The following is a 26170-nucleotide window of genomic DNA, read 5'->3' on the forward strand; positions in this document are numbered from 1 at the left end:
AAAGGAATTCTGCTTATTACGCATTTGAGTTAGATAATTTCCATTAAGGTATATCCTAATTTATAAATAGTTCAAACACGTAAGAAATTGAATAAATAGACGTAAAAGTATTAATCAACTCAGTAAGGGGTGTTATATATGCAAAATAAACGGTTAGAAGATCAAGTTAAGTTTATTGTAGAGATAGATCGTTTAAAAAGAATTTTTAGGCAGAATGTTGTGATAGGAACTACTGAACAGGAAAATGATGCAGAGCATTCCTGGCATATGGCAGTTATGGCCATACTATTGTCTGAATATGCTTCTGAGGAAATTAATATCTTAAGAGTTCTAAAAATGATTCTTATCCACGATCTCGTTGAGATACATGCTGGTGATACATTTTGCTATGATGAAAAAGGAAATATTGATAAGTTTGAGCGTGAACAGAAGTCTGCTAATCAATTGTTTTATCTTCTGCCTTCTGATCAGGCTGAAGAAATCATGGATTTATGGCATGAATTTGAGGCTATGCATACACCCGAGTCACAATTTGCTGCCAGTTTAGATAGACTTCAACCCTTGCTCTTGAACTATAATACTAATGGACATACCTGGAAAAAACCTGGTGTTACAAGTGAAAAAGTGCTGAAACGAAATTCCGTTCTCGAGAATCCGGTTCCGCAACTATGGGAGTTAGCAAAAGAAATCATCGAAGACTCAATCAATAAAGGCTATTTAAAGAAATAATAGGATGATTTCCATCTTCGTGACATAATGGAGGTAAACATGGACATGATAAACGATCGGGTAATGGATCAAATATTAATATCCCGTCAGAACGTTGTTGCCAAAGGAAAGGAAATCCTTACTTCAAAGCTTACCATTGGAACATGGGGAAATATTAGTTGCCGCGTACCGGGAACCGATTGGTTTGCCATTACGCCTACGGGAATGAGCTATGACACATTGATTCCCGATGATATTGTAGTTCTTGACTATAATGGAGTATGCGTTAATGGAGCACGCTTACCATCTATAGAATTACCACTACATTTGGCGGTCTATCACGGTCGGAAGGATGTACAAGCTATCATCCATACCCATAGCACTTATGCCACTGCCATGGCCGCCGCGCGTAAAGAAATCCCGGGTGCTGTTGAAGATTTGGTTCAGATTGTGGGAGGAAATGTTCGGGTTAACGAATACGCCCTGCCGGGTTCCCAGCAATTGGGCCTTAATACCTTAAAGGCACTTGAAGATCGAAATGCTGTATTGCTGGCCAATCATGGTATGTTGGGTGTGGGAAGTTCTTTAGAAGAGGCACTTAAAGTCTGTCAGATTGTTGAGAAAGCTGCTGAAATAACGATAGTTGCTCAGCTCATGGGCGGAGTCGTAGAATTGTCGCCAACAGACGTTGAGGGAATGCGGAATTTCTATCTTCACGGCTATGGCCAGAGATAATTTACGATTATAGATCAGCTATGGAGAAAAGTTCAGGAATTAGTGTATAATTAAACTCTAGAAAGAGAAAGAAGGTATCAGTTTATGAAATCAACGATTCGTGATATATCCCTAGCACCTTTAGGACAGAGCAAAATTGATTGGGTCGCACCAAGAATGCAAGTCCTTAATATTGTTCGTCAAGAGTTTGAAAAAACTCAGCCTTTTGCTGGTAAGAATGTTGTTATTTGTCTGCATTTAGAAGCCAAAACCGCCTATCTTGCTCATGTGGTTCGAGCAGGCGGCGCTAATGTAACAGTAGTTGCCAGCAACCCGCTTTCTACGCAGGATGATGTTGTTGCGGCCCTCGTTCAACAAGGAATCCAAGCTCATGCCTGGTATAATGCCACCGATGAGGAATATAAACATCATCTCCAATTGGCTCTTGATACAGAGCCTGACTTTATCATAGATGATGGAGGAGATCTTGTCTCAACCATACATACTACGCGTCCTGAATTATTAAAAAAAGTTAAAGGCGGAGCGGAAGAAACAACGACAGGTGTTTTAAGGCTGCATTCAATGGCCAAGGACGGAGTGCTCAAGTTTCCAATGATCGCTGTTAATGACGCTCAATGTAAGTATTTATTTGATAATCGCTATGGGACTGGTCAATCGGTATGGGATGGTATTATGCGGACAACAAATCTAGTTGTTGCCGGAAAGACTGCTGTTATCGCAGGATATGGCTGGTGTGGCAAGGGTGTTGCCATGAGGGCTAAAGGTCTGGGCGCAAAGGTTATTATTTGCGAAATTAATCCTATCAAAGCTAATGAAGCATTAATGGATGGTTTTGAGGTTATGCCTATGGTCGAGGCAGCTAAATTTGGAGACTTTTTTATTACGGTTACCGGAAATACCAATATCATTAACAAGGAACATTTTGGGCATATGAAGTCTGGAGCTATTCTTTGCAATGCCGGTCATTTTGATGTGGAGGTTAATGTTGCCCAGCTTAAAGAGATCGCGCTCTCAGAAAGAACTGCTCGCAATAATATTACAGAATATACGCTGCCGACGGGCCAAAAGCTATACGTGTTGGCAGAAGGGCGTCTTGTAAATTTGGCTGCCGGTGATGGGCATCCTGCAGAAGTTATGGATATGACCTTTGCTCTCCAAGCTTTGTCTTTGGAATATGTGGCGGTAAATCATCATAAATTGTCACCTGGGGTTTACCAAGTGAACAGTGAAATAGATGAAACGGTGGCTCAGTTAAAGCTTCAGTCTTTAGGTTTATCCATCGATACTTTGACTCAAGAACAACGGACTTATCTCGCTTCTTGGAGTCCTGAAGCTGATTAACCTGAAATAATTGCGCACGTATAAACGAAAACACCGTTTACGAAAACGGTGTTTTTTTAAAATTATTTAGTAGGAGGCTAAGGTGTGGGGAGAAAACTCATTATTGCGGAAAAACCTTCTCAAGCTCGTGAATATGCCAATGCCTTAGGCGTTAGAAGCAGAGCTGACGGTTATCTGGAAAATGAGGCGTATATAATCACTTGGTGTTATGGCCATTTATTAGAATTAGAACGACCTGAGACCTATATGGATTTAGATCGTGTTGGTAAACGGTGGAGTTTAAACCGTTTACCGGTACTTCCTAAGACGGCGGAATTTCGCAGAGTTGTTAAATCAGGAGCTGAAAAGCAGTACCAGATTGTCTTGCATTTGCTTAGGTCTTCGGAGATAGAAGAGGTGATTTGTGGTACAGATGCTGATCGAGAAGGGCAGTTGCTTTTCCAGGAAATTTGGGAGGCTTCCAAATGCCAAAAACCTTTAAAACGACTTTGGATCTCATCCTTAACTGCATCCTCAATTCTGGAAGGAATGAATAATCTTCAACCGGCCCAATCCGTTGCAGGCTTGGCCGCAGCTGGTCATGGAAGAGCTTATGCTGATTGGGATTTTGGTATGAATTTAACTGAAGGATTCACGTCTCTCTTTGGAAGTTATGACACGTTAAGAAAAAAGCCAAATGTTATTTCTATTGGACGAGTGCAAACCCCGACGCTGGCTCTCATCGTTGAACGAGAATGGGAGATACTTTCCTTTAACCCTCAGCCGTTCTTTGAAATACGGGCCGAGTTTGCAACAAGCAAGGGAAACTATATCGCTAAATGGTACGATATAACCAATGAAACCAAACGAATAGCAAAGCGCGGCGAGGCTGAGGAAATTATCCAAAGAATTCAGGGAAAACCTGCTTTTATCCAGAAGCTCACGAAAAAGGACCTTCAAGAACCACCGCCTTTGCTCTTTGATTTAACCTCACTAACCGTTGCTGCATCGAAAAAATATGGATTTAGTGCCGAGAAGGTGTTAAAGATCGCCCAATCCCTTTATGAAAAAAAGGGGATTACCTATCCTCGTACTGATTGTCCATACCTTTCTAAAGACCTAATTCCTAAGCTGGCAAATCATTTGGAGGCAGTTAACCAGGAACCTTACCGAAAATTAGTGGCAGAAGCGATTCGTTACGGAGTACCTCAAGGGAAACGGGTGATCAATACAATTAGCGCGCATCATGCTATAATTCCGACAACCGAAAAGACTGCTAGAGACAGACTTACACGAGACGAACAAAATCTTTACGATTTGATTGTACGACGTTTTATCGCTGTATGGTATCCTCCGGCGAAGTATAGCCAGACTGATGTGGACACAGTAATCGAAGGTGAACATTTTGCTGTCAAAGGAAAGATCTTGAAAAATCCTGGCTGGAAAGTTGTTTACGATTACGACAAGGACGAAATCGAGGATGGAACGACGACCGTCTTACCTCCTTTGGATCAAGGTCAAGAGGTCGAAACAAAAGCTCTTTCAATTGAGGAGAAAACCACGAAGCCTCCTAAACGCTATTCCCAGGGAGACTTGCTAAAAGCTATGGAAGGAGCGGGAAAACAAGTTGACGATGAGATACTTCGGCAACAATTAAAAGGGAAAGGGTTGGGAACCGTTGCCACCCGGCCGGCAATTATCGAGAGCTTAATTGATCGTGGATACATTTATCAAGAACAGAAGGCGTTGAAGCCTACTGTCAAGGGAACCGAACTTATTCAACTTATCAAGAAACGGCTCGCTAAAGCTCAGCTTCTGATAAGCGCCGAAATGACAGGACAAATGGAATTCAACCTTTCTAAAGTTGAAAAAGGGAAATTAACCTTGGAAGCTTATATTTCTGATGTCGAAATGGCTATCCGTCAGATTATTGAGGAGCTGCGTACATTTGAACAAACTAATGGGAAGATGCCCATAGCAGTGGGTTCTAAACCATTGGCGCCGAAATCTATAACGGGAGGTGTCCATAGAACCCTTGCTAAGAAGGATAAATCAGGATCTAAAATCGCGGATGAAGGATTGACCTTGCTCGGAAAATGTCCAAGGTGCGGGCACGAGGTGATCGAGGGTCAGAAAGGGTTCGGCTGCTCAAATTGGAAAAATGGGTGTCATTTTGTAATTTGGAAGAAACAGCTCTGTGGCAAAACTATAACTCCTAATCAAGTCAAAAGTCTGCTTAAAAAGGGCAGGACTCCTCTCATCAAAGGTTTTAAATCAAATACCGGTAAAAAATTTTCAGCCTATTTGGTTTGGGACAAACCAGAAGAGGGTAAATTGAAATTTGAGTTTGAACAGTAAGCAACTATAATTGTCGTAAAAATACGGTCTTATGCTTGACCAGTGAATGAAAATATTAGCGGATAGGACGGAGAATAAAATGCCAACATCCTTTGCCCAACTCGGAGTAGAAGAAAAGTTAGTTCTTGCCTTGAATCAACAAGGAATCAATGAGCCAACAGCTATTCAAGAACAAGCAATCCCCTTAGTTTTAGAGCGTCATGATGTTGTAGGACAATCTGAAACAGGAACTGGTAAAACCTTGGCCTATTTGCTGCCGATTTTTCAGAAAATAGATCGTTTAAAAAGAGAGAATCAAGCCTTAATTCTCACTCCAACTCATGAATTAGCATTGCAAATTAATGCTGAGATAGGGATACTTGCTAAAAATTCCGGCCTGCCGGTTACTGCGGCTGCAATAATTGGGAATGTGAATATCACTAGGCAAATTGAAAAGTTAAAAGAAAAACCACATATTCTTGTAGGCTCAAGCGGCCGAATTTTAGAGCTCATAAAGAAAAGAAAGATATCAGCTCAAAGTCTTAAAACAATTGTTCTTGATGAAGCAGATCGTTTATTAGATGAAGATAATGTCCATGACGTTGCGGCTGTTGTCAAAACTGCTTTGAGGGATACCCAACTTCTTTTATTTTCAGCAACGCTTCCTGAAACAACAACTCAGCGCGCTATGGAATTTTTGAAAAATCCTCAAGTTCTGCGAGTGACTAAGACAATAAAGATTAACCCGACAATTTCTCATGACTATATTGTTGCAGAACAAAGGGATAAATTTGAAGTTTTAAGAAAGCTCATCCGTAGTATATCCCCAAAAAGAGCTCTAATCTTTGTCAATAAAAGTGAGGAAATTGAAAAAACCGTTGAGAAACTTAACTATCATGGAATAGAAGCGGAAGGAATTTATGGGGGAGCAAGCAAAATAAACCGTCACAAAGCAATGGATGAGTTTAGATCGGGGAAACTACGTATATTGGTAGCTTCCGATTTAGCATCCCGGGGTTTAGACATAAAAGGGATAAGCCATATTTTTAATCTTGATTTGCCGGAAGATCATCAAATTTACCTTCATAGGGTAGGACGGGCCGGCAGGGCAGGGGAAGGCGGAAAAGCCATATCACTTGTTACAAAATCTGAAATTTCTTACTTAAAAAAGTTAGAAAATGTATATGGAATTAACATTAATCCGAAAGAGATGGCCTTTGGGAAAATTGTTGATCCACAGAAAAGACAATTTTATGGGAGAGCAAAAACTCGAACCAAAAATCCAAGCTAAATATGACTATTTTTGTTTGGGTCTGAGATCTACTTCGATTATATAAAGGTCTTTGTACATATAAATGACAATTGATATAATTTTCTGTGATCATAGAGAGTTCTCAAGAGTTATGAATTATATGGGACGATGGTAAGACTTTTATTTAGGAGGTAAGCAATGCATACATCTCCAGGTGAATTAGCCCAGGCATTAAAACAAGAAGGCTATATGATTGATCTAGAAACAGCAACAACTTTATTTTTAGGCCTTTATTTAAAAAAGCCTTGCCTTATTGAAGGACCGGCCGGTGTTGGAAAAACGCATCTAGCTATAGCCTTGGCTAAGGCAGAGCGCCGAAAATTAATACGGCTGCAATGTTATGAAGGATTGGATATCACAAAAGCACTTTATGATTGGAATTATGCGAAGCAGCTTTTGCGTCTTCAGCTTGCTAAAACAGATGATTGGGAAAAAATTAAGCTTAATTTGTTTTCAGAGGAATTTTTACTGGCCCGTCCACTCCTGGAATCAATTCGTTCTGAGGAGCCTGTCCTGTTATTAATTGATGAACTGGATAAAAGCGATGAAGAATTCGAAAGTTTTCTTTTAGAGCTGCTTGCGGAGCAACAAGTTACAATTCCGGAATTAGGAACCATAACTTCAAAAGCCAATCCTATTGTAATTTTAACAAGTAATAATAGTCGGGATTTCAGCGATGCCTTAAGAAGGCGATGTATCCATATCTACCTGACATATCCAACCCTTGAACGAGAAATGTCCATCTTGAGCTCACAGGTTCCCGATCTTACTGAACAACTCGTTCAAGAGGTCTGTGAATTTGTTGCTAAAGTTCGTAAGCTTCCTTTGCAAAAATTACCGAGCGTTTCGGAATCCATCGATTTTGCCTGTGCTTTAAAAGCACTTCAAAAAGACAAGGTAAATTATAGTAACTTGATGGGGTTACTTAATGTCTTGTTGAAATACCCTAAGGACATCGTCAAGTTGGAGGAACGTCTAAAAAAATGGGATTCTGAGCTTAAGGTTAGGATGGACTAAACGATGAACGGGTGGGATTTTCTTAGATTAATTAATGGCCTGAGACAAGCTTCGATTATGATTTCATCTGAAGATGTTCGTGATGTTCAAATCTGTCTCGATCGATTTCCGATGATAGCGGAAAAACAGATAATGAAGGCACTTTTAATTCGCAGACCTCAAGACCTAATCATGTTTGAAAGTGTTTGGAGAATCATTTTTGCTGCAAATTTGCTGGGTACAGCTGATGATGCTGAAGATTCAACGAGGGTTATTAACATTGAGGATAAGAACAGCCCCAGTATAGGCGGACAAGGTGTCGGACGAGGATTTGGCGGTATTAGTCTATCGAATTCAGAAGGGCATGATGTTTCTAAAGATCTTACTCTAAAAATTAATCCGGCGAAACTTGAAGTATTAATGAATAAGATAGGGGCATTCGATGATCTTGTTAAAGCTGTTTTAGCAGATATGAACTATTATACCTGGATTAATTCCTATGAATTAGATTACCAACGAGGATCACTTACCGAAGAGGAATGGTACGCTCATTTAAACTTACGCTCATCGATAATTGATGAAATCAGACATCAGGTATTGGCACTTCAAGTGCATAAAGAAAACAGCTGGCAGCCTTTGGCCCGGCAACATTTTTTGGTTAAACCACTGAGCAATCTTACAGATCTAGAAAAGAGTTTAGTAAAATCGAGTATTCGAAAATGGACCCGAAAATTAGCCGTCCGGCCTGGACAACGCTGGAAACCAACTACTAGAAGAGGGCTGATCGACATTGCCCGAATTGTACGCCAAAGCGTTCAGTGTAACGGACTAATTTTTAAGTTGAGTTTTCACCAGCGGATCCCTCGTGCACCCGAGTTAATCGTTCTCTGTGACGTTTCAAATTCAATGGCACCATTTGTAGAATTTCTTATCTTTTTAATTTCTTGTTTTAAACGGTGTTACCGAAAAATTAGGGTTTGTTTTTTTATTGAAACTGTTTGGGATGTTTCGGATTTCATTTGGGATGAAGATTTTGAGGATATCAGACAAAAGATAACGAGTTGGGGGCATAAGATTAGTCTTGGGTACTCAGATTACGGAGCAGCTTTTAAAGAACTGGCCGAGAATTATTTAGTTAACGTGTCTGCCAGGGGAACGATTGTGATATTAGGTGATGGTAAGAATAATTATCGTTCACCACAAAAAGAGTATATTGCCCAAATTTCTGAACGAGTTAAACAGATCTTCTGGCTGAATCCTTTAAATGCTGAGGAGTGGAATGATCCTGATAATATCATGAAACATTATCAGCCTTTCTATAGGAAAGCTTATCGTTGCCGTTCTGCAGAAGACTTGCTAAAAATAGTTAGAGATGTTTTTTAAGGAGGGTCTTGCCTATTTCCATTCTAGTAATAACTATAGCCTTAATTACCATAGCCCAATTGATTATTCTCGGGTCCGTCGTATTTCTAGAAAACAGAGACCCTACAAAGACCATTATTTGGCTATTAATTCTTGGTGCTTTGCCTATTTTAGGTGCTCTAATATATCTCATGTTAGGCAGATTGGTACGTAAACATCAACTTTCACATCATACTCAGCTTTTGCAGGGACCTACGGAAGAACTTTTAATGGAACGACAGGCAATTCAAGCTGAAGACGATGATGATCAGACCACAAGTATTCCAATCAATCGCAAACTCGCAAATATTTTAATGAATGATGCCTCTGCCCCCATAACCTTTAATAATCGTTCACAAGTGCTTACCAATGGTATCGACACATTTAAAGCGATCTTTGACGCCATCGAAAGCGCCAAGAATCATATTCATTTGGAATTCTTTATATTTCACAATGACAGCATTGGACGGGATATTCTAAATTTATTGATGCGCAAAGTATCTGAAGGTGTCAAAGTCCGAGTTCTGGTCGATGGTTTGGTTAATCGTTCTTTGCGAAAACATTTTGGCGAATTACGAGCAGCAGGAGTTGAGGCGGAAGTATTTTATCCGGTCCGCTTTCCATTTCTATCGCGGCGTCTTAACTTGCGCAATCACCGTAAAATTGTTGTCATTGATGGCCGAATCGGTTTTCTGGGAGGACTAAACGTCGGAGATGAATATTTATCTCTCAATCAAAGAATCGGTTTCTGGCGAGACACTTTTCTGAAACTTGAGGGGGATTCTGTTAATTTTCTGCAAGCGGTGTTCTTAAATGACTGGAATGGAACCACTCGACAAAAACTATTTGATGTGGACTACTATCCTAAGGCGAACCAACTAGATGTTCAAATGACACAAATTGCTGCTACCGGCCCTGATTCTGATTGGGGTTCGATGCTGGAAATCTTCTTTGTAGCTTTGACCAGTGCTGAAAAAGCGATTTATATTGAAACACCTTATTTTATACCCGATGAAGGTTCAATAATGGCGTTAAAAACCGCAGCCTTAAGCGGCATAGATGTACGAGTTATTCTACAAGGTGTGGCTGATCATAAAATTACCTATTGGGCCTCTCTTTCCTACGTTGAAGAGTTATTGGAAGCTGGAGTCCGAATATATCAATATAAAAAGGGAGTTCTACACGCCAAAATCTTAATCCTGGATGGAGAAATCGGGGTTGTTGGCTCGACTAATTTTGATATTCGAAGTTTTAGTTTAAATTTTGAAATTAGTGCTTTTATATACGATGAACCTTTGGCTCATCGTTTAGAACGAGACTTTTATCAAGATCTTCAAGACAGTAAGGAATTAATTCTCACTGAATATAAAAATCGTCCTTTCTCCAATCGTCTGAAAGAATCAAGTGCTCGCTTGTTCTCCCCGCTTCTATAAGCGGGAGTGTCGAAGTCGAATAAATAATGAAGAAATTCTTATAAGGAGGAAATTCCCGGTTTCTAGAGAATATTGTAGTAGGACGCTAGGTAATGCCTAATCAAAAGGAAGAGTGATGATACTCTTTAACGATATGCATTTTTGATTAGCTTTAACCAACTGCAGACGATCGATTTAACCTTAGAAATAGAAAGGAGTATGAAGATCTTGTTAACAATAAAACAAAATTCCAGGATTGGCTTCGTTGGCACAGGGGTTATGGGCAAAAGCATGGCGGGACATTTATTATCGGCTGGCTATGAAGTGAATATTTACACCAGAACTAAAAGTAAAGCAGAATCACTCCTATCTGCCGGAGCCGTTTGGCAAGAAACGGTCGAAAAGCTGGCACAAAATAGTGATATTATCATTACTATGGTAGGTTATCCTAAGGATGTCGAAGAAATCTATTTAGGAGAACATGGAATTGTTAATTATGCTCAAAGCGGAAGTTATCTAATTGATATGACTACTTCGTCGCCATCATTAGCTAAAAAAATATATGAGGAAGCGCTTGCAAAGGAAATGTTCGCCTTAGATGCACCGGTTTCCGGAGGAGATGTGGGCGCTAAGGAAGCGCGTTTGGCGATTATGGTAGGTGGTGATGAGGAAGTCTTTAACGTATTAGTCCCGGTTTTGAGTTATTTAGGTAAAAACATTGTTTATCAAGGGAAGGCTGGAGCGGGTCAACATACTAAAATGTGCAATCAAATTGCTATTGCGACTAATATGATTGGCGTGTGTGAAGCAATGGCCTATGCTTCTAAATCGGGCTTAGATCCTGACACGGTTCTTAAGAGCATTGCTACTGGTGCAGCAGGAAGTTGGTCATTAAGCAACTTGGCGCCTCGTATGCTTGCGAATGATTTTGCTCCTGGTTTTTATGTCAAGCATTTTATTAAAGATATGACAATTGCCTTGAATGCTGCTGATGAAATGGGACTATTGACTCCAGGCTTGAAGCTTGCAAAATCCTTATATGACAAATTAGCCGCTGCCGGTGAAGAAAACAGCGGTACACAAAGTCTATATAAGTTATACACTTCTTTGACATCTGTAGTTAACCAGTAATTATATGTTGCTAAAGCGCACAAATTAGTCATTAAGCACTATAGATAAGGACCATGGAGGAATAGTAATAAGTTTCTTTCATGGTCTTTTATAACGGGGTTTATTAATTCCATAATTCATTATTCATATGGCCAAATAAGACGTGTTCATTTGCTCGCTGAGGCATTTAAATATTAAGTTTAAAAAGCAATTATCCTATCATAAAATATATAGGATTCGATTCAGCTCGACAAATAATTTTGGGCATCAATTTATATGAGAAATTTGCTATTTGAATTCCCAATAGAATTATCGATTTAATTAATTCACTATATAATATATTAATTATAGTAATATTGACTTCTAGTAACCTCAGTGCTAATCTTAAATACGTAAGCTAACTAACTACGACATTAAAAGTTGTATATTATTTTTTGTACATGTATTATTTTGCTTAGAAGAGAGGCCTTTCGGGTCTACTTATTTTTTTTAGTTCTTTATGTGAAAGTATTCATATTCCCTGCTTATGATATAAACGTCAAGGGATTAATGTTAACGTGTAAATAGTCTTAATAATCCAAATTTATATTATTTTATACAATATAAATTGAATTCGTTATAGGAGAAAGCAAATACCTCCATAATCATCTTGGAGGAGTGCTATATGGTTGGTCCGGGAAACCGGACTGACTAGCTCGGCGTTCGTCGAGATTTTACTGGCATATAAGGGAGGTAAAAGGATGGCTTATAAGAGTATTCTGGTGGTTGGAGGGGGAATCAGCGGACTTACCGCCGCTGTAGAAGCTTCCGAAGCAGGAAGTGAGGTCTATCTGGTCGAAGAGAAATCTTATCTCGGTGGCCGAGTAGCCCAGATGAACCAGTATTTTCCTAAGTTATGCCCTCCGAACTGCGGATTAGAGATTAACTTCCGCAGAATAAAACAGAATCCGAGGATCAAGTTTTTCACATTGTCAGAGATCGAATCCATTGAAGGAGAAGAAGGAGATTTCACCGTTACGGTAACCGCGAAACCGCGTTATGTAAATCAGAACTGCACGGCATGCGGGAAATGCACGGAGGTATGTCCGGCAGAGAGGTCCAACGAGTTCAACTATGGCATGGATAAAACGAAAGCAATTTATAGAGCCCATGCTTTTGCGTTTCCAATGAAGTACGTTCTTGACCGGGAAGCATGCCTGGGAGCAGAATGTGGGAAGTGTGTCAGCGTTTGTGAGTACGGTGCTATTGAACTGGATATGGAACCGAAAAGTTTCAAACTCAATGTAGGTTCCATCGTTTGGGCAACAGGCTGGGAGCCGTATGATGCCACGAAGATCTCCTATTACGGCTATGGCCGACATCAAAATGTGCTAACGAACGTTATGCTGGAGCGCATGGCTGCACATAACGGACCAACCGGCGGAAAAATTGTCCGGCCATCTGACGGCAAAGAAGTAAAGACGATCGCCTTCGTACAATGCGCGGGATCACGGGATGAAAATCATCTGGCGTATTGTTCCGGCATTTGCTGCATGGCCTCATTAAAACAAGCAACATACGTCTTAAAACAAGCTCCGGATGCTAAGGTATCGATGTTTTACATTGATGTACGGGCGATGGGGAAATATGAAGACTTTTATAACAACGTTAAAGATAAGATCAACCTCATTAAAGGCAAAGTTGGGGAGATCTCGGAAGATGCCGAGACAAAAGATCTGATCGTCCAAGTGGAGAATCAAGAGACCGGAGAAATCATGAGAGAACGAGTGGACATGGTGGTCTTGGCCACAGGGATGGTGCCGTCCACAGCAGGATCAAAAGTACCGGCTGGTATAGTGTATGATGAGGATGGATTTATTGCTTCTGAAACAGGGAAACCGGGGATATACGGCGCAGGAAGCGTGAAGAAACCCTTGGATGTAGCCTCATCGGCAAAAGATGCTACAGCTGCAGCACTAAAAGCTCTACAATCTACGGTGAGGAGGTAGCTCAATGGATAAAAAGACAGGGGTATATATCTGCAGCGGCTGTGGAATTGGAGACGCCTTAGACATAGCAGCTTTGTCCAAGGTTGCCACCAAAGAAAGTAAAGTACCCGTATGTAAGACCCACGCATTTTTGTGCGGAGCAGAAGGCGTGGCGCAAATTAAAAGTGACATCGAAAACGAAGGGGTAAACACGGTGGTCATCGCCGGATGTTCCTCACGCGTAAATTATGATGTCTTTGACTTTGGACCTTCAGTTATCTTGGAACGTGCCAATATACGGGAGCAAGTCATTTGGTGTCATCCGGCAGAGGATGAAGACACGCAAATGATGGCAGAAGACAACCTGCGGATGAGTCTGGCCAAAGCAGGACATATTGAAATTCCCGAAGGATACCATGGTGAAAACATGGTTAAGACCATTCTCGTCGTAGGCGGCGGACTGACAGGGATCACGGCAGCAATTGAAGGAGCAAAAGCCGGGTACAAGACGGTTCTCGTGGAGAAGAGTCCGGTGCTGGGCGGCTGGATGAACAATCTGTTCAAACAAGCCCCCTTAAAAGCTCCCTACAGCGATCCGGAAGAGGTAGACATCGCAGTTCGGATCCAAGAAGTAGAAGCCAATCCGGATGTCACAGTCTATACAAGTGCAGAAATTAAAGAGATCGCCGGGGCGCCTGGAATGTTTGATGTCAAGATCGAACAGAATGGCCAGGAAATTAATGAACGAATCGGGTCAGTTGTGCTGGCCACCGGTGCCGTACCCTATGACGCATCGAAATTAGAGCACTTGGGCTATGGCAAATATGCTAACGTCATAACCAGTCAAGCCTTCGAAGAACTGGCGAAGAACGGAAAGATCGTACGCCCGGGAGACGGCAAAGAAGTACAAAGCATCGCCTTCCTGCAATGTGCAGGGTCACGGGATGCTGAGCACCTGCCGTATTGCTCGTCTGTATGTTGTGTAGAATCCTTGAAACAAGCAACCTACCTGAAAGAGCAAAACCCAGAAGCCGCGATCTACGTTTTCCATAAAGATATCCGAACTCCCGGACAATATGAAAAGCTGTACAAACGGGTTCAGAAAGATGGAGCCGTTTTCGTACGAGGCGATGTGACGGGGATCACAGAAGACGACGATAAGAACCTGCTCATCGAAGCAGCCGACGTTCTCACCGGCGCAACCATTGGAACAGAAGGTGTAGACTTAGTTGTCTTAGCCACAGGGATGGTACCGACGACAGCGTTCGGAGAAAGCTTAGACGCGAAGAGCGAAAACGAAGAAAAAGAAGAGAAACCACAAGGTGACACGATTATACGGTCGAACCTCTTAAACCTGGCGTATCGCCAAGGACCAGAGATGCCGACATTAAAATATGGATTTTCGGATTCCCACTTTGTATGTTTCCCATATGAAACACGACGAACAGGGATTTATGCAGCAGGAAGTGTAAGAGCACCGATGGATGCGCTGTCAAGCATCGAAGATGCGACAGGAGCAGCCATGAAAGCCATCCAATGCATAGAATTGAGCGAACTCGGTTCTGCAGTGCATCCCAGAGTGGGGGATCTGTCCTTCCCGAGTTTTGCGATGCAGCGTTGTACGCAATGTAAACGTTGTACCGTGGAATGTCCGTTCGGAGCGATCAACGAAGATGATAAATTCAATCCGCTGCCGAATCCAACCCGTTGCCGACGGTGCGGAATCTGTATGGGAGCCTGCCCGGAACGGATCATATCCTTCAAAAACTACTCCGTGCCGATGATCGGCAACATGATCAAAGCCATCGAAGTTCCGGAAGAGGATGAAGAAAAACCAAGAATTGTGGTATTTGCCTGTGAAAATGATGCCATACCGTGCTTAGACATGGCGGGAATCAATCGCCTAAGTTACAACGCTTGGGTACGGGTGATACCGGTAAGATGCTTAGGTTCCATGAGCCTGGTGTGGATCGCGGATACGTTATCCAAAGGAATTGATGGCATACTTCTCCTCGGATGTAAGCATGGTGATGATTACCAATGCCACTTCATCAAAGGAAGTGAATTGGCAGAAACCCGACTCTCCAAAGTGGCAGAAACGTTAGACCGATTGTCCTTAGAGTCGGAACGCGTACGGATGGAACAAGTATCCATTATGGATTACGATCAAATACCAGGAATTTTGGACGGCTTTGCCGAGAGACTAGAAGAACTGGGTCCTAACCCCTATAAAGGGTTCTAAGTCCTTGAATAGCAAAGGAGCATTAGTATGGAAGAAATAAAAAGTGTATCTCTGGAGATGAAAGATTATATTGTTTCTTCAGGGGCGGAGACGCTCAGCTGGTGTATGCAATGCGGACTCTGCACCAACCTTTGTCCTTGGCGGTTAGTCCCCGGAGAAGTAAGCGAAGCATTTAACATTCGGAAAATGCAGCGCTTGGGACAATTGGGATTAGAAGGATTTGAAGACGAAGAAATATTGTTTGCCTGCGCAACCTGCGGGATGTGCCAATCTAATTGCCCGCGAAAAGTTGAGATCATCAACAATGTACGGTCAATGCGAAACACGACAGTAGGTGCAGGATTTTTGCCGGCGCACCTGCGGCCGATTGCCGGAAGCATTCATGCTAACGGAAATCCATGGTCAGGAGAGAAAGAAAAGCGTGCGGAATGGCAAGAAGGATTGGATATACCGGCCTTTAGTGAGGATACAGAATACTTGCTGTATGTTTGCTGCACGTCCTGCTACGATACCCGAAGCAAAAAGATTGCCAAAAGCATCGTAAGCTTGTTAAAAGAAGCAGGGGTAAGCTTTGGAGTATTGACGGCGGAAGAAAACTGTTGTGGAGAGACAATCCGCAAACTGGGCGATGAGGAATTGTTCCAAAAGTTAGCGGAGTCCAATATAAAGTTGTTTAACAGTAAAGGGGTCAAAAAGATCATAACGACATCGCCGCACTGCCTATATGCCTTTAAGAAGGATTATCCAGACTACGGCGGCGAGTATGAAGTCGTGCATTATTCAGAAGTGCTAAGTAAGCTGATGAAAGAAGGAAAATTAACCTTCAAGGGAGAAGTAGGGAAGAAAGTAACATTCCATGATCCCTGTTACTTAGGACGACATAATGAAGTGTACGATGCTCCACGTGAACTAATCCAAGCGATCCCAGGAGTAGAATTCGTGGAACTGGAGAGAAACAAGAGCAAAAGCCTCTGCTGTGCAGGCGGAGGAGGAAGAGTCTGGGCAGAAGTGCCAATGGGCCAGCGCTTTGGAGAACTGAGAATAACCGATGCGGTGGAAAAACAGGCTGATGTCTTGGTAACAGCGTGTCCCTATTGCATCCTGATGCTTGACGATGCCTGCGCAGGACTGGAAAAGAATGATGTCTTGGAAGTTATGGAAATGTCCGAACTCCTTTGTTCAGCTAGCAAGCCTTAATATCTCGTAGGTGATGCCATTTCCCCATATAGGGGAGGTGTCCAATATATACAATTATACCCAATAAGCCGTTGACAAAATAGGAAAAGTTAGGAGGAGAAAGCATGAACATCATCGTTTGCATCAAACAAACATTTGATACCGAGGCTAAAATTGTTCTTGATGGTAATGGCAAAATCGATCCCAACGGGGTCAACCTAATTATTAATCCTTACGATGAGTACGCTATTGAAGAGGGAATTCGTCTGAAGGAGAAATTTGGTGGCGATGTTACGATCGTTACTATGGGAGGTCCGCGTGCTCAAGAGGCTGTTCGTACAGCTTTGGCAATGGGGGCTGATAAAGGTGTCGTCGTGAATGATCCTATTTTAGAGGGTACGGATGAATGGGCTAATGCAGAAATTCTTGCTAAAGCAGTAGCACAACTCCCTTATGATATCATCTTATCCGGCCGTATTGCCATTGATGACGGAGCAAGTCAAATTAGCGTACGTTTAGCAGAAGCCTTAAATATTCCTTCGGTAACCAGCGTTCTTAAGCTTGAAGTTGCTGGAACTCAAGTTACTGCAACCCGTGAAATTGACGGCGGAACAGAAACCATTGAAGTTGCATTACCTGCTGTATTCACAGCCCAAAAAGGCCTCAATGAACCCCGTTATCCATCCGTAGCTGGAATCATGAAGGCTAAAAAGAAACCTTTAAAATCAATGGCTGTTGCTGACCTCGGGTTAGCTGCCGGCGACTTAGCATCTAAAATGAGTGTTCAGAAATACACCTTGCCTACTGCTCGCCAAGCAGGACAAAAGATCCCTGGAGATGCACCTCAAGCCGCCAAAGAATTAGCACGACTATTGCATGAAGAAGCTAAAGTTCTGTAGAAGGAGGAATAAACATGGCAAAAGGAATATGGGTTGTTGTTGAACAACGCGAACAACAAATTCGTAAAGTTTCATTAGAACTTCTTGGACAAGGACGGAAAATGGCCGATGAGACTGGCGAACCCTTAGTCGCTGTTGTACTTGGTCAAGGAATAGAAGGACTTGCACAAACTCTTGCTGCTAATGGAGCAGACAAAGTTATCGTTGTTGAAAATGAGAAATTGGCAGAGTATACAACAGGTGCCTATACTTCGGCATTGAACCAATTGATTCGTAAAGAGGAACCACAAGCTGTCCTTATGGGTAATACAGCTGTTGGAAAGGACCTCGCTCCTCGTTTAGCTCAACGTTTAGGTGTTGGTCTTGCTTCTGACTGCACGGGTATTGAACTCGATGCCAGCAGCTTCATGACCTTCAAACGTCCTATTTATGCTGGTAAAGCCTTTGAATATCTTGCTTCCAGCGTTCGTCCTATCCTGGCTACAATTCGTCCCAATACGTTTAACTTGCCTGCCGCTGATGATTCCCGCAAGGCAGACGTTGTTAAAGAAAGTGCGGAAATTGATGCAGCGGATTTACGCGCAATCCTTAAAGAAGTTGCTATTGCCGCTTCTAAACGTCCTGAATTAACTGAAGCTAACATCATTGTTTCTGGTGGACGCGGCATGAAAGGCCCTGAAAACTATGTTATCTTAGAAAACCTGGCTGATGTTATTGGCGCAGCAGTTGGTGCATCACGCGCCGCTGTTGATGCAGGTTGGAGAGAGCAAAAGTTCCAAGTTGGACAAACAGGTAAAACTGTTGCTCCTACCCTCTATATCGCCTGTGGGATTTCTGGAGCTATCCAGCACCTTGCAGGAATGGGTTCTTCTAAATTTATTGTTGCAATCAATAAAGATCCTGAAGCTAATATTTTCAACGTTGCAGACTATGGAATTGTTGGCGATCTCTTCGAAGTAGTTCCAGTTCTGACCGAAGAATTTAAAAAGATTGTTAGTGCTTAACAACATGTTATTGCTTTAATGATTGTTCTAGGATTTAATGTTGATATTTGATAATTGAATAAATATAATTTAGCGGAGCGCCTCCATAAAGGTGCTTCGCTAAATGAATAAGGAGAGATGAGAATGGCCACACGTCAAGTGTATTGGAACATTGAAGGAGAGCATTGGCTTTATTTATTCTTCATCATTGCACTGATTTTCTTCGGTTACGGAGTGTACAAACGTTTGTCACTTTGGAAATCGGGAAAACCTGAGAATCGCTGGAAAGACGTATGGCAAGGCATAAAAGATATTCTTGTATATGGATTCGGTCATAAACGAATCCTTAAAGATTCTTATCCGGGTATTATGCACTTTTGCATTTTTTGGGGATTTGTATTTTTAGCGTTTGCTACTGCTATGATTACACTTCAAGCAGACTTTGGCTTACATATCTTCCATGGATGGCTATATTTGTTCATTAAATTGACAGCTAATCTTTTTGGTTTGTTAGCAATCCTGGGAATCATAACAGCAGCCTTTCGCCGGTATATACAAAGACCGGATCGCCTAGATAATAAAACTGATGATGCAATTACTCTAGCTTTAATATTTGCAATTCTTTTAACGGGCTTTGTAATTGAAGGAGTCCGTATCGCTGCAACACCTGATCCTTGGGCCGGATGGGGATTTATAGGACAGTGGATATCTATTCCTCTTAAAGCATCTCTCAACGAAGCACAATTACTCTCGCTGCACAGATTCCTGTGGTGGTTTCATCTTCTTTTAGCCATGACATTTATCGGGTATTTTCCATATTCAAAATTGTTTCATGTAATACTTGGTCCTTTGAATATGTTTTTCCGTCATCGGGGACCAATAGGCATTCCTGAACTTATCGATTTTGAAGATGAAAATCTTGAAACATTTGGAAAAAGTCAACTGCGTGAGTTTAGCTGGAAAGCTCTGTTTAATACTGATGCTTGCTTGCGTTGCGGACGTTGTCAGGATAATTGTCCTGCTTATTTAAGCGGGAAACATTTGAGTCCCAAAAGGATAATTCAAGATATGCGCATTCTAATGGAAGAAACAGGTGAAGCTCTTAAGGCGTCTCAAAAATTGGCTCTGTCAAAGCAAAGTGCCGATTTGGAAAGTGCTGCAGCTGAAGAGCCTGTCGAACTTCCTGTACCAGCTCTCATTGGTGAAGTTATTCCTGAAGAAGACTTGTGGTCCTGTACAACGTGTCGTTCTTGTGAACAACAATGCCCTGTTTTCGTTGAACATGTTGACAAAACTATAGACATGCGGCGAAATTTAGTTCTTATGGAAACTCGATTCCCGGCTGAAGCACAGTTAGCCTTCAGAAATATGGAGAACAATGGTAACCCATGGGGGATTGGCTGGACGACTCGTGCTGATTTCATCAAGGGATTAGGAGTGAAGACCTTCGAAGAAGATCCTAGTGCTGAATATTTATATTGGCCCGGATGTTCAGGAGCATTTGATGCACGTAATCAAAAAGTTTCTGCAGCACTCGTGAAGTTACTCCAAGCTGCTGGTGTTCATTTCGCAATTTTAGGCAACGATGAAAAGTGTTGTGGTGACTCAGCTCGTAAACTTGGAAATGAATATTTGTTTTATTCTTTAGCTTCGGAAAACATTGAGGTTATGAAGGGCTATGGAATCAAGAAAATTATAACTCAATGCCCGCATTGCTTTAATATTCTAAAGAATGAGTATCCACAATTAGGCGGAGACTACGAAGTCATTCATCATTCGGTCTTTTTACTGGAGCTTGCTAAAGCCGGAAAACTTAAATTTAAAAATATTGCTGGGAAATCTATTACCTATCATGATTCTTGCTATTTGGGACGTTACAATCAGATCTATAACCAACCGCGAGAGTTGCTCAAAATGGTGGGTCTGGAAATCAAGGAAATGTCTCATACCGGTGAAAAGAGTTTTTGCTGCGGTGCTGGCGGCGGACGTATGTGGCTTGAGGAACACGAAGGAGAACGCATTAATGTCATGCGTACCGATGAAGCAATCGCTGTTAAAACTGATTATGTAGGTACTGCTTGCCCATTCTGTTTAACCATGATTGTTGATGGAATTGCTATGCGTGAAGTCGGAGAAGAATTAACAGCTTTAGATATTTCAGAAATTTTAGAAATGGTCATTTAAATTTAGAATTCAGAACATTTATTTTAATCTGTACAGATAAAATATTCACCAAATATAAATAATTAATGATTACGTCTTGTTCATAAAATTGAATTCAAAAATTGAATTCAAAATCGATTCAATAAATGATTAAATACTTTAATCTAAGTTTTCTCTTAAATTAACTGGAGTTAATGTGGATTCTAGGGAGGGATGTGATTGTAAATAACCTTAAAAAAAATTTCTAATAAATAATTCCAATATTCAAAATAGTACTTTGCCACTCATATTTTTATCGTTAATTATTATGTTTTTTAAAAAACATTAACCAATTTATCTTTAAACTAAATCATATTTACGTATTATTAAGGGAGGTTTAACAAATGCCAAGTTTTGTAATTGCAGAAAAGTGTGACGGATGCAAAGGGCAGGATAAAACAGCTTGTATGTATGCATGCCCAAATGACCTGATGTTTTTAGACAAGGAAAGAATGAAAGCTGTAAATCTAGATCCTAGTCAATGCTGGGAGTGCTTGTGCTGTGTTAAAGCTTGCCCGCAGCAAGCTATGGACCTTCGTGGTTATGCAGATTTCGTTCCCCTCGGCGCTTCTTGTGTACCTCTCCGTGGTTCGGACAGCATCATGTGGACTGTTAAATTCCGCAATGGCATGACTAAACGCTTTAAATTCCCCATCCGTACAACTGAAGAAGGCTCCGCTGTTCCTGATGGTGGTTTCGTTGAAGAAAACACTGATATCAACAGTTTAAATCTGTTCAGTGAACCGTCATCCTTGAAATTACCAGCTGTTTGGACCTATAAAAAATAACTATTGAATTTGAATACTGGCGATAAGAATAAATAGGGAGGTTAAAATCAATGCCAATGAACTTTGAAACGGTAGAAGTAACAACCGACCTTCTCATCATCGGAGGCGGAATGGGAGCCTGCGGTGCAGCTGTAGAAGCAGCTTACTGGGGCAAAAAACACGGACTTAAAGTAACCTTAGTTGATAAAGCATCAATGCCGCGTTCCGGTGCTGTCGGAATGGGATTGTCCGCAATCAACCTTTATGTTGGACTTGCTGAAGGCAGAAATACAGTCCAAGACTATGTTCGCTATGTTAAAGGCGATATGATGGGAATTGCCCGTGATGACTTGGTCGCTAACATCGCTCGTCACGTAGACAGCTCCGTGCATATGTTTGAAAAATGGGGCCTTCCTTTATGGAAAGATGAAGAAGGCAACTATGTGCACGAAGGTAAATGGCAACTGATGATCAGCGGTGAATCTTATAAAGTAATCGTAGCTGAAGCTGCTAAGAATGCTTTAGGCGAAGAAAACATTTATGAGAGAGTCTTCATCACCGAGCCGCTGTTAAAAGACGGCAAATGCGTAGGAGCCGTAGGTTTCAGTGTACGTGAGAATAAATTCTATGTCTTCAAAGCAAAAGCTACCTTGTGTGCAATGGGTGGAACCGTTGGTGTCTTCAAACCGAAATCCACAGGTGAAGGTGCCGGACGTTCATGGTATCCTCCATTCTCCACTGGATCATCTGCTTACTTCACCATGAAGGCTGGAGCAGAGATGAGCAGCCAAGAAGTACGTTTCGTACCGATTCGTTTCAAAGACGCTTATGGACCAGTAGGAGCATGGTTCTTACTCTTTAAATCCCGTGCAACCAATGCTATGGGCGAAAACTATATGGAAACCCGTGCCGATGAATTGAAGAAGTTCGGTGTCTACGGTTCCATTAAACCGATTCCTGCAAACCTGCGTAACCATCTCGGCTTATTAGACGTCCAAGAAGGTAAAGGACCTCTCTTCATGCGCACAGAAGAAGCTATTGCCAATCTGGCTAAAGCGTATGAAGGAGACGAAAAAGCCTTCAAGAAGAAAATGAAATCCTTAGAAAATGAAGCTTGGGAAGACTTCCTCGATATGACGATTGCCCAAGCCTTATTATGGGCTGCAACCAACGTACAACCGGAAGAAAGATCTTCTGAAATCGCGGCAGCAGAGCCTTACTTCATCAGTTCACACTCCGGTTCATCAGGAGCATGGATCTCTGGTCCGGAAGACCTTTCCGCTGGAAGCGATTACTTCTGGGGTTATGCTAACATGACCACCGTACCTGGACTCTTTGCTGCAGGTGACGCTTCAGGAAACTGCCCGCACAAATTTTCTTCAGGAACACACGCTGAAGGACGTATTGCAGGGAAATCTGCCTGCAAATATATCTTAGAGAACAATACGCTTCTCGAAGTAGAACCTTCAGTAGTCGAAGAAATGAAAGCTATCACCTACAAGCCACTGGAAATCTATGAGCAATACAGCGGCTTCAGCACCGATCCACAAGTCAACCCGAACTATATTCTTCCGAAACAATTTATGTTCCGTTTACAAAAATTGATGGACGAGTATGTCGGAGGAGCCAACGTATACTTCTGCATGAACAGTGCATCCTTAGAAAGAGCAGCGGAACTCTTCGAGTTCCTGAAAGAAGACTCGGAAAAACTGGCTGCTAAAGATATTTATGAATTGCTGAGAGTCTGGGAAAACAAACACAGAATGTGGCAAGCTGAATCCCACCTTAGAGCAGTAACCTTCCGTGATGAAACTCGTTGGCCTGGATATTATATCAGAACAGACAAACCAGTAATTGACGAAGAGAACTGGCATTGTTTCGTTAATATGAAATGGGATCCACAAACCAAAGAATGGTCAGTCTTCAAACGTCCTGTCATCGATATGTTCGACGTTAAATTCTAAGGAAAATTTAAAATTATTTTTTGAAGATTAGCCTGAGATTAAACATTGAACTCGCTTACGCTAAAGCTGAACATCGAGACTTCGGTGGGGGACTCCACCCCCACCGAAGCATAGTACGGGGGACCCACTCCCACTTATAGAAGTGGGAGTCTTACAATTGGATAAACAGAAGAAGTAAACTGAAGACGTAAACTAGAACGACGCAAACTTAAGTCTAAAGACGTAAACTAGAACGACGCAAACTCAAGTCTAAAGACGAAACTAGAGTGACGGGAACTTGAATCTAAAGATTTAAACTTAGAAAATGAGTTGTTTTACAGGGTAGTCAATAAGGATTCTTCGTATTACAATAGGATTAACTAGCAGATCGGGGGTGAGTACAATTTTCTGGGAAGTCAGAAAACATGTACTCATCCCCAGATTAAATATCGTAAGTATGCTTAGTAACAAATTAAGGTATATTTACGATGTTTAGCTCAGGATTCATTCCTCTGCTATCATCACACTAATAGTCATTTCAAAGATCTTGAAACGAACGAAGGAGGACTTTAAAAATGGATCAAAAATATGAAGAAATCATCGAAAAATGTCTTAATCTTGGGAAGCTAATAGCAGATACCCCTGTATATCAAGAATTCAAAAAAGCGGAGTACAATCTAATGCATAATCCGGAGGCACGTAAACTTGTAGAAGATTTACAAACATTGAAAAAAGAGCATTATCTCAAAAAGATGGCTGGAACTGAGATTTCGAAAGAAGACGAAGAAAAAATGAAGGAATTGGAAAACGTCTGCTTATCAAATAATCAAGTTTATGCTTCCAACAATGCCAATAATAATTTTCAAAAGCTAATGGAGACAATATCTGGTAAAATTAGAGAAGGAATTCAAAGTATTTAAAAATAATTTTGACAATTGTTTTTGCTTTTGACTTTGTTAATACATTATTATTATGGCTAGATAGTCTTTTGTTTTGGAATATCTTTACTCCTTTCACTAAATCTTTACTTGTCCTTTTGAGCAAGCAGTAAGATTTAGTGAGGGGATGTCTACCATAAAAGTATTTGTTGCGTTAATTAGTGCAAAATAGTTCAATATCCTAATCAATGGTTAGTGTTTTGGCTGCTTTTAAGGTGCTATTATGGACCAAAGTAGGGTTTGGATTACGCTATTTACAAATGATTCAAAAGGATCAATAGTTTGGCTATATAAGATATTAATCGTATTCATATTGACGTATTATGACTTCAGTGCTAATCTAATTTGTGAGAAAATTAATTAAGTCGAGTTATTTTAATATACTTAGTCGAAATTTTTTTTAATATAGTTTGTGTAATTTGTTACGATTTAAATAATAAAGTCTTGCTTTTAAGGAAGAAAAGAGGTAAAAGGATGGCTTATAAGAGTATTCTGGTGGTTGGAGGGGGAATCAGCGGACTTACCGCCGCTGTAGAAGCTTCCGAAGCAGGAAGTGAGGTCTATCTGGTCGAAGAGAAATCTTATCTCGGTGGCCGAGTAGCCCAGATGAACCAGTATTTTCCTAAGTTATGCCCTCCGAACTGCGGATTAGAGATTAACTTCCGCAGAATAAAACAGAATCCGAGGATCAAGTTTTTCACATTGTCAGAGATCGAATCCATTGAAGGAGAAGAAGGAGATTTCACCGTTACGGTAACCGCGAAACCGCGTTATGTAAATCAGAACTGCACGGCATGCGGGAAATGCACGGAGGTATGTCCGGCAGAGAGGTCCAACGAGTTCAACTATGGCATGGATAAAACGAAAGCAATTTATAGAGCCCATGCTTTTGCGTTTCCAATGAAGTACGTTCTTGACCGGGAAGCATGCCTGGGAGCAGAATGTGGGAAGTGTGTCAGCGTTTGTGAGTACGGTGCTATTGAACTGGATATGGAACCGAAAAGTTTCAAACTCAATGTAGGTTCCATCGTTTGGGCAACAGGCTGGGAGCCGTATGATGCCACGAAGATCTCCTATTACGGCTATGGCCGACATCAAAATGTGCTAACGAACGTTATGCTGGAGCGCATGGCTGCACATAACGGACCAACCGGCGGAAAAATTGTCCGGCCATCTGACGGCAAAGAAGTAAAGACGATCGCCTTCGTACAATGCGCGGGATCACGGGATGAAAATCATCTGGCGTATTGTTCCGGCATTTGCTGCATGGCCTCATTAAAACAAGCAACATACGTCTTAAAACAAGCTCCGGATGCTAAGGTATCGATGTTTTACATTGATGTACGGGCGATGGGGAAATATGAAGACTTTTATAACAACGTTAAAGATAAGATCAACCTCATTAAAGGCAAAGTTGGGGAGATCTCGGAAGATGCCGAGACAAAAGATCTGATCGTCCAAGTGGAGAATCAAGAGACCGGAGAAATCATGAGAGAACGAGTGGACATGGTGGTCTTGGCCACAGGGATGGTGCCGTCCACAGCAGGATCAAAAGTACCGGCTGGTATAGTGTATGATGAGGATGGATTTATTGCTTCTGAAACAGGGAAACCGGGGATATACGGCGCAGGAAGCGTGAAGAAACCCTTGGATGTAGCCTCATCGGCAAAAGATGCTACAGCTGCAGCACTAAAAGCTCTACAATCTACGGTGAGGAGGTAG

Annotated in this window: 19 protein-coding genes; all 19 read left to right on the top strand. The window is 41.6% G+C overall.

The window, feature by feature from the left end:
• Positions 1-138 precede the first annotated feature (138 nt).
• The 19 genes from DEAC_RS13355 (at position 139) to DEAC_RS13445 (ending at position 26170) form a co-directional block, all read left to right on the top strand.
• The gene (locus tag DEAC_RS13355) at positions 139-729 is read left to right on the top strand and encodes an HD domain-containing protein (RefSeq protein WP_047810575.1); all 591 of its coding nucleotides are present in this window, start codon (positions 139-141) and stop codon (positions 727-729) included.
• 63 nt (positions 730-792) lie between these two features.
• Positions 793-1443: a class II aldolase/adducin family protein gene (locus tag DEAC_RS13360; RefSeq protein WP_047810718.1), complete on the top strand. Its 651-nt coding sequence runs from the start codon at positions 793-795 to the stop codon at positions 1441-1443.
• Between the two features lie 84 nt (positions 1444-1527).
• Positions 1528-2784 (top strand): adenosylhomocysteinase, encoded by a 1257-nt coding sequence (locus DEAC_RS13365; RefSeq protein ID WP_047810576.1) that lies wholly within the window; start codon positions 1528-1530, stop codon positions 2782-2784.
• An 84-nt stretch (positions 2785-2868) separates the two neighbouring features.
• Positions 2869-5121, top strand: coding sequence for a type IA DNA topoisomerase (locus tag DEAC_RS13370; RefSeq protein WP_047810577.1), 2253 nt, complete (start codon positions 2869-2871; stop codon positions 5119-5121).
• A 79-nt stretch (positions 5122-5200) separates the two neighbouring features.
• A complete protein-coding gene (locus DEAC_RS13375) occupies positions 5201-6391 on the top strand; it encodes a DEAD/DEAH box helicase (RefSeq protein ID WP_047810578.1) in 1191 nt (396 codons plus the stop codon).
• 159 nt (positions 6392-6550) lie between these two features.
• Positions 6551-7429, top strand: coding sequence for an AAA family ATPase (locus tag DEAC_RS13380; protein WP_047810579.1), 879 nt, complete (start codon positions 6551-6553; stop codon positions 7427-7429).
• 3 nt (positions 7430-7432) lie between these two features.
• Complete coding sequence (locus DEAC_RS13385) at positions 7433-8791, top strand: VWA domain-containing protein (protein WP_047810580.1); 1359 nt, start codon at positions 7433-7435, stop codon at positions 8789-8791.
• An 8-nt stretch (positions 8792-8799) separates the two neighbouring features.
• The gene (gene cls, locus DEAC_RS13390) at positions 8800-10242 is read left to right on the top strand and encodes a cardiolipin synthase (protein ID WP_047810581.1); all 1443 of its coding nucleotides are present in this window, start codon (positions 8800-8802) and stop codon (positions 10240-10242) included.
• A 198-nt stretch (positions 10243-10440) separates the two neighbouring features.
• Positions 10441-11352: an NAD(P)-dependent oxidoreductase gene (locus DEAC_RS13395; protein WP_047810719.1), complete on the top strand. Its 912-nt coding sequence runs from the start codon at positions 10441-10443 to the stop codon at positions 11350-11352.
• Positions 11353-12071: 719 nt separating this feature from the next.
• A complete protein-coding gene (locus DEAC_RS13400; RefSeq protein WP_047810582.1) occupies positions 12072-13319 on the top strand; it encodes a CoB--CoM heterodisulfide reductase iron-sulfur subunit A family protein in 1248 nt (415 codons plus the stop codon).
• 4 nt (positions 13320-13323) lie between these two features.
• Entirely contained in the window at positions 13324-15540 is a 2217-nt protein-coding gene (locus DEAC_RS13405; RefSeq protein WP_047810583.1) for a hydrogenase iron-sulfur subunit, read from the top strand.
• A gap of 27 nt (positions 15541-15567) precedes the next feature.
• Positions 15568-16737 (top strand): (Fe-S)-binding protein, encoded by a 1170-nt coding sequence (locus DEAC_RS13410; RefSeq protein WP_047810584.1) that lies wholly within the window; start codon positions 15568-15570, stop codon positions 16735-16737.
• A gap of 104 nt (positions 16738-16841) precedes the next feature.
• Positions 16842-17615, top strand: coding sequence for an electron transfer flavoprotein subunit beta/FixA family protein (locus DEAC_RS13415; protein ID WP_047810585.1), 774 nt, complete (start codon positions 16842-16844; stop codon positions 17613-17615).
• Positions 17616-17629: 14 nt separating this feature from the next.
• Positions 17630-18619, top strand: coding sequence for an electron transfer flavoprotein subunit alpha/FixB family protein (locus DEAC_RS13420; protein ID WP_047810586.1), 990 nt, complete (start codon positions 17630-17632; stop codon positions 18617-18619).
• A gap of 123 nt (positions 18620-18742) precedes the next feature.
• Positions 18743-20782, top strand: coding sequence for a heterodisulfide reductase-related iron-sulfur binding cluster (locus DEAC_RS13425; RefSeq protein WP_047810587.1), 2040 nt, complete (start codon positions 18743-18745; stop codon positions 20780-20782).
• Positions 20783-21144: 362 nt separating this feature from the next.
• Positions 21145-21588 (top strand): adenylyl-sulfate reductase subunit beta, encoded by a 444-nt coding sequence (aprB, locus tag DEAC_RS13430; protein ID WP_047810588.1) that lies wholly within the window; start codon positions 21145-21147, stop codon positions 21586-21588.
• A gap of 50 nt (positions 21589-21638) precedes the next feature.
• Positions 21639-23531 carry an adenylyl-sulfate reductase subunit alpha gene (aprA, locus tag DEAC_RS13435; protein ID WP_047810589.1) on the top strand — a complete coding sequence of 631 codons (1893 nt, stop codon included), beginning with the start codon at positions 21639-21641 and terminating at the stop codon, positions 23529-23531.
• Positions 23532-24085: 554 nt separating this feature from the next.
• Positions 24086-24430, top strand: a complete 345-nt coding sequence (locus DEAC_RS13440) for a YlbF/YmcA family competence regulator (RefSeq protein ID WP_047810590.1) — start codon at positions 24086-24088, stop codon at positions 24428-24430.
• A gap of 492 nt (positions 24431-24922) precedes the next feature.
• Entirely contained in the window at positions 24923-26170 is a 1248-nt protein-coding gene (locus tag DEAC_RS13445) for a CoB--CoM heterodisulfide reductase iron-sulfur subunit A family protein (RefSeq protein ID WP_047810582.1), read from the top strand.

Source organism: Desulfosporosinus acididurans (assembly GCF_001029285.1).
In the GTDB taxonomy this organism is placed as follows: Bacteria; Bacillota; Desulfitobacteriia; order Desulfitobacteriales; family Desulfitobacteriaceae; genus Desulfosporosinus; species Desulfosporosinus acididurans.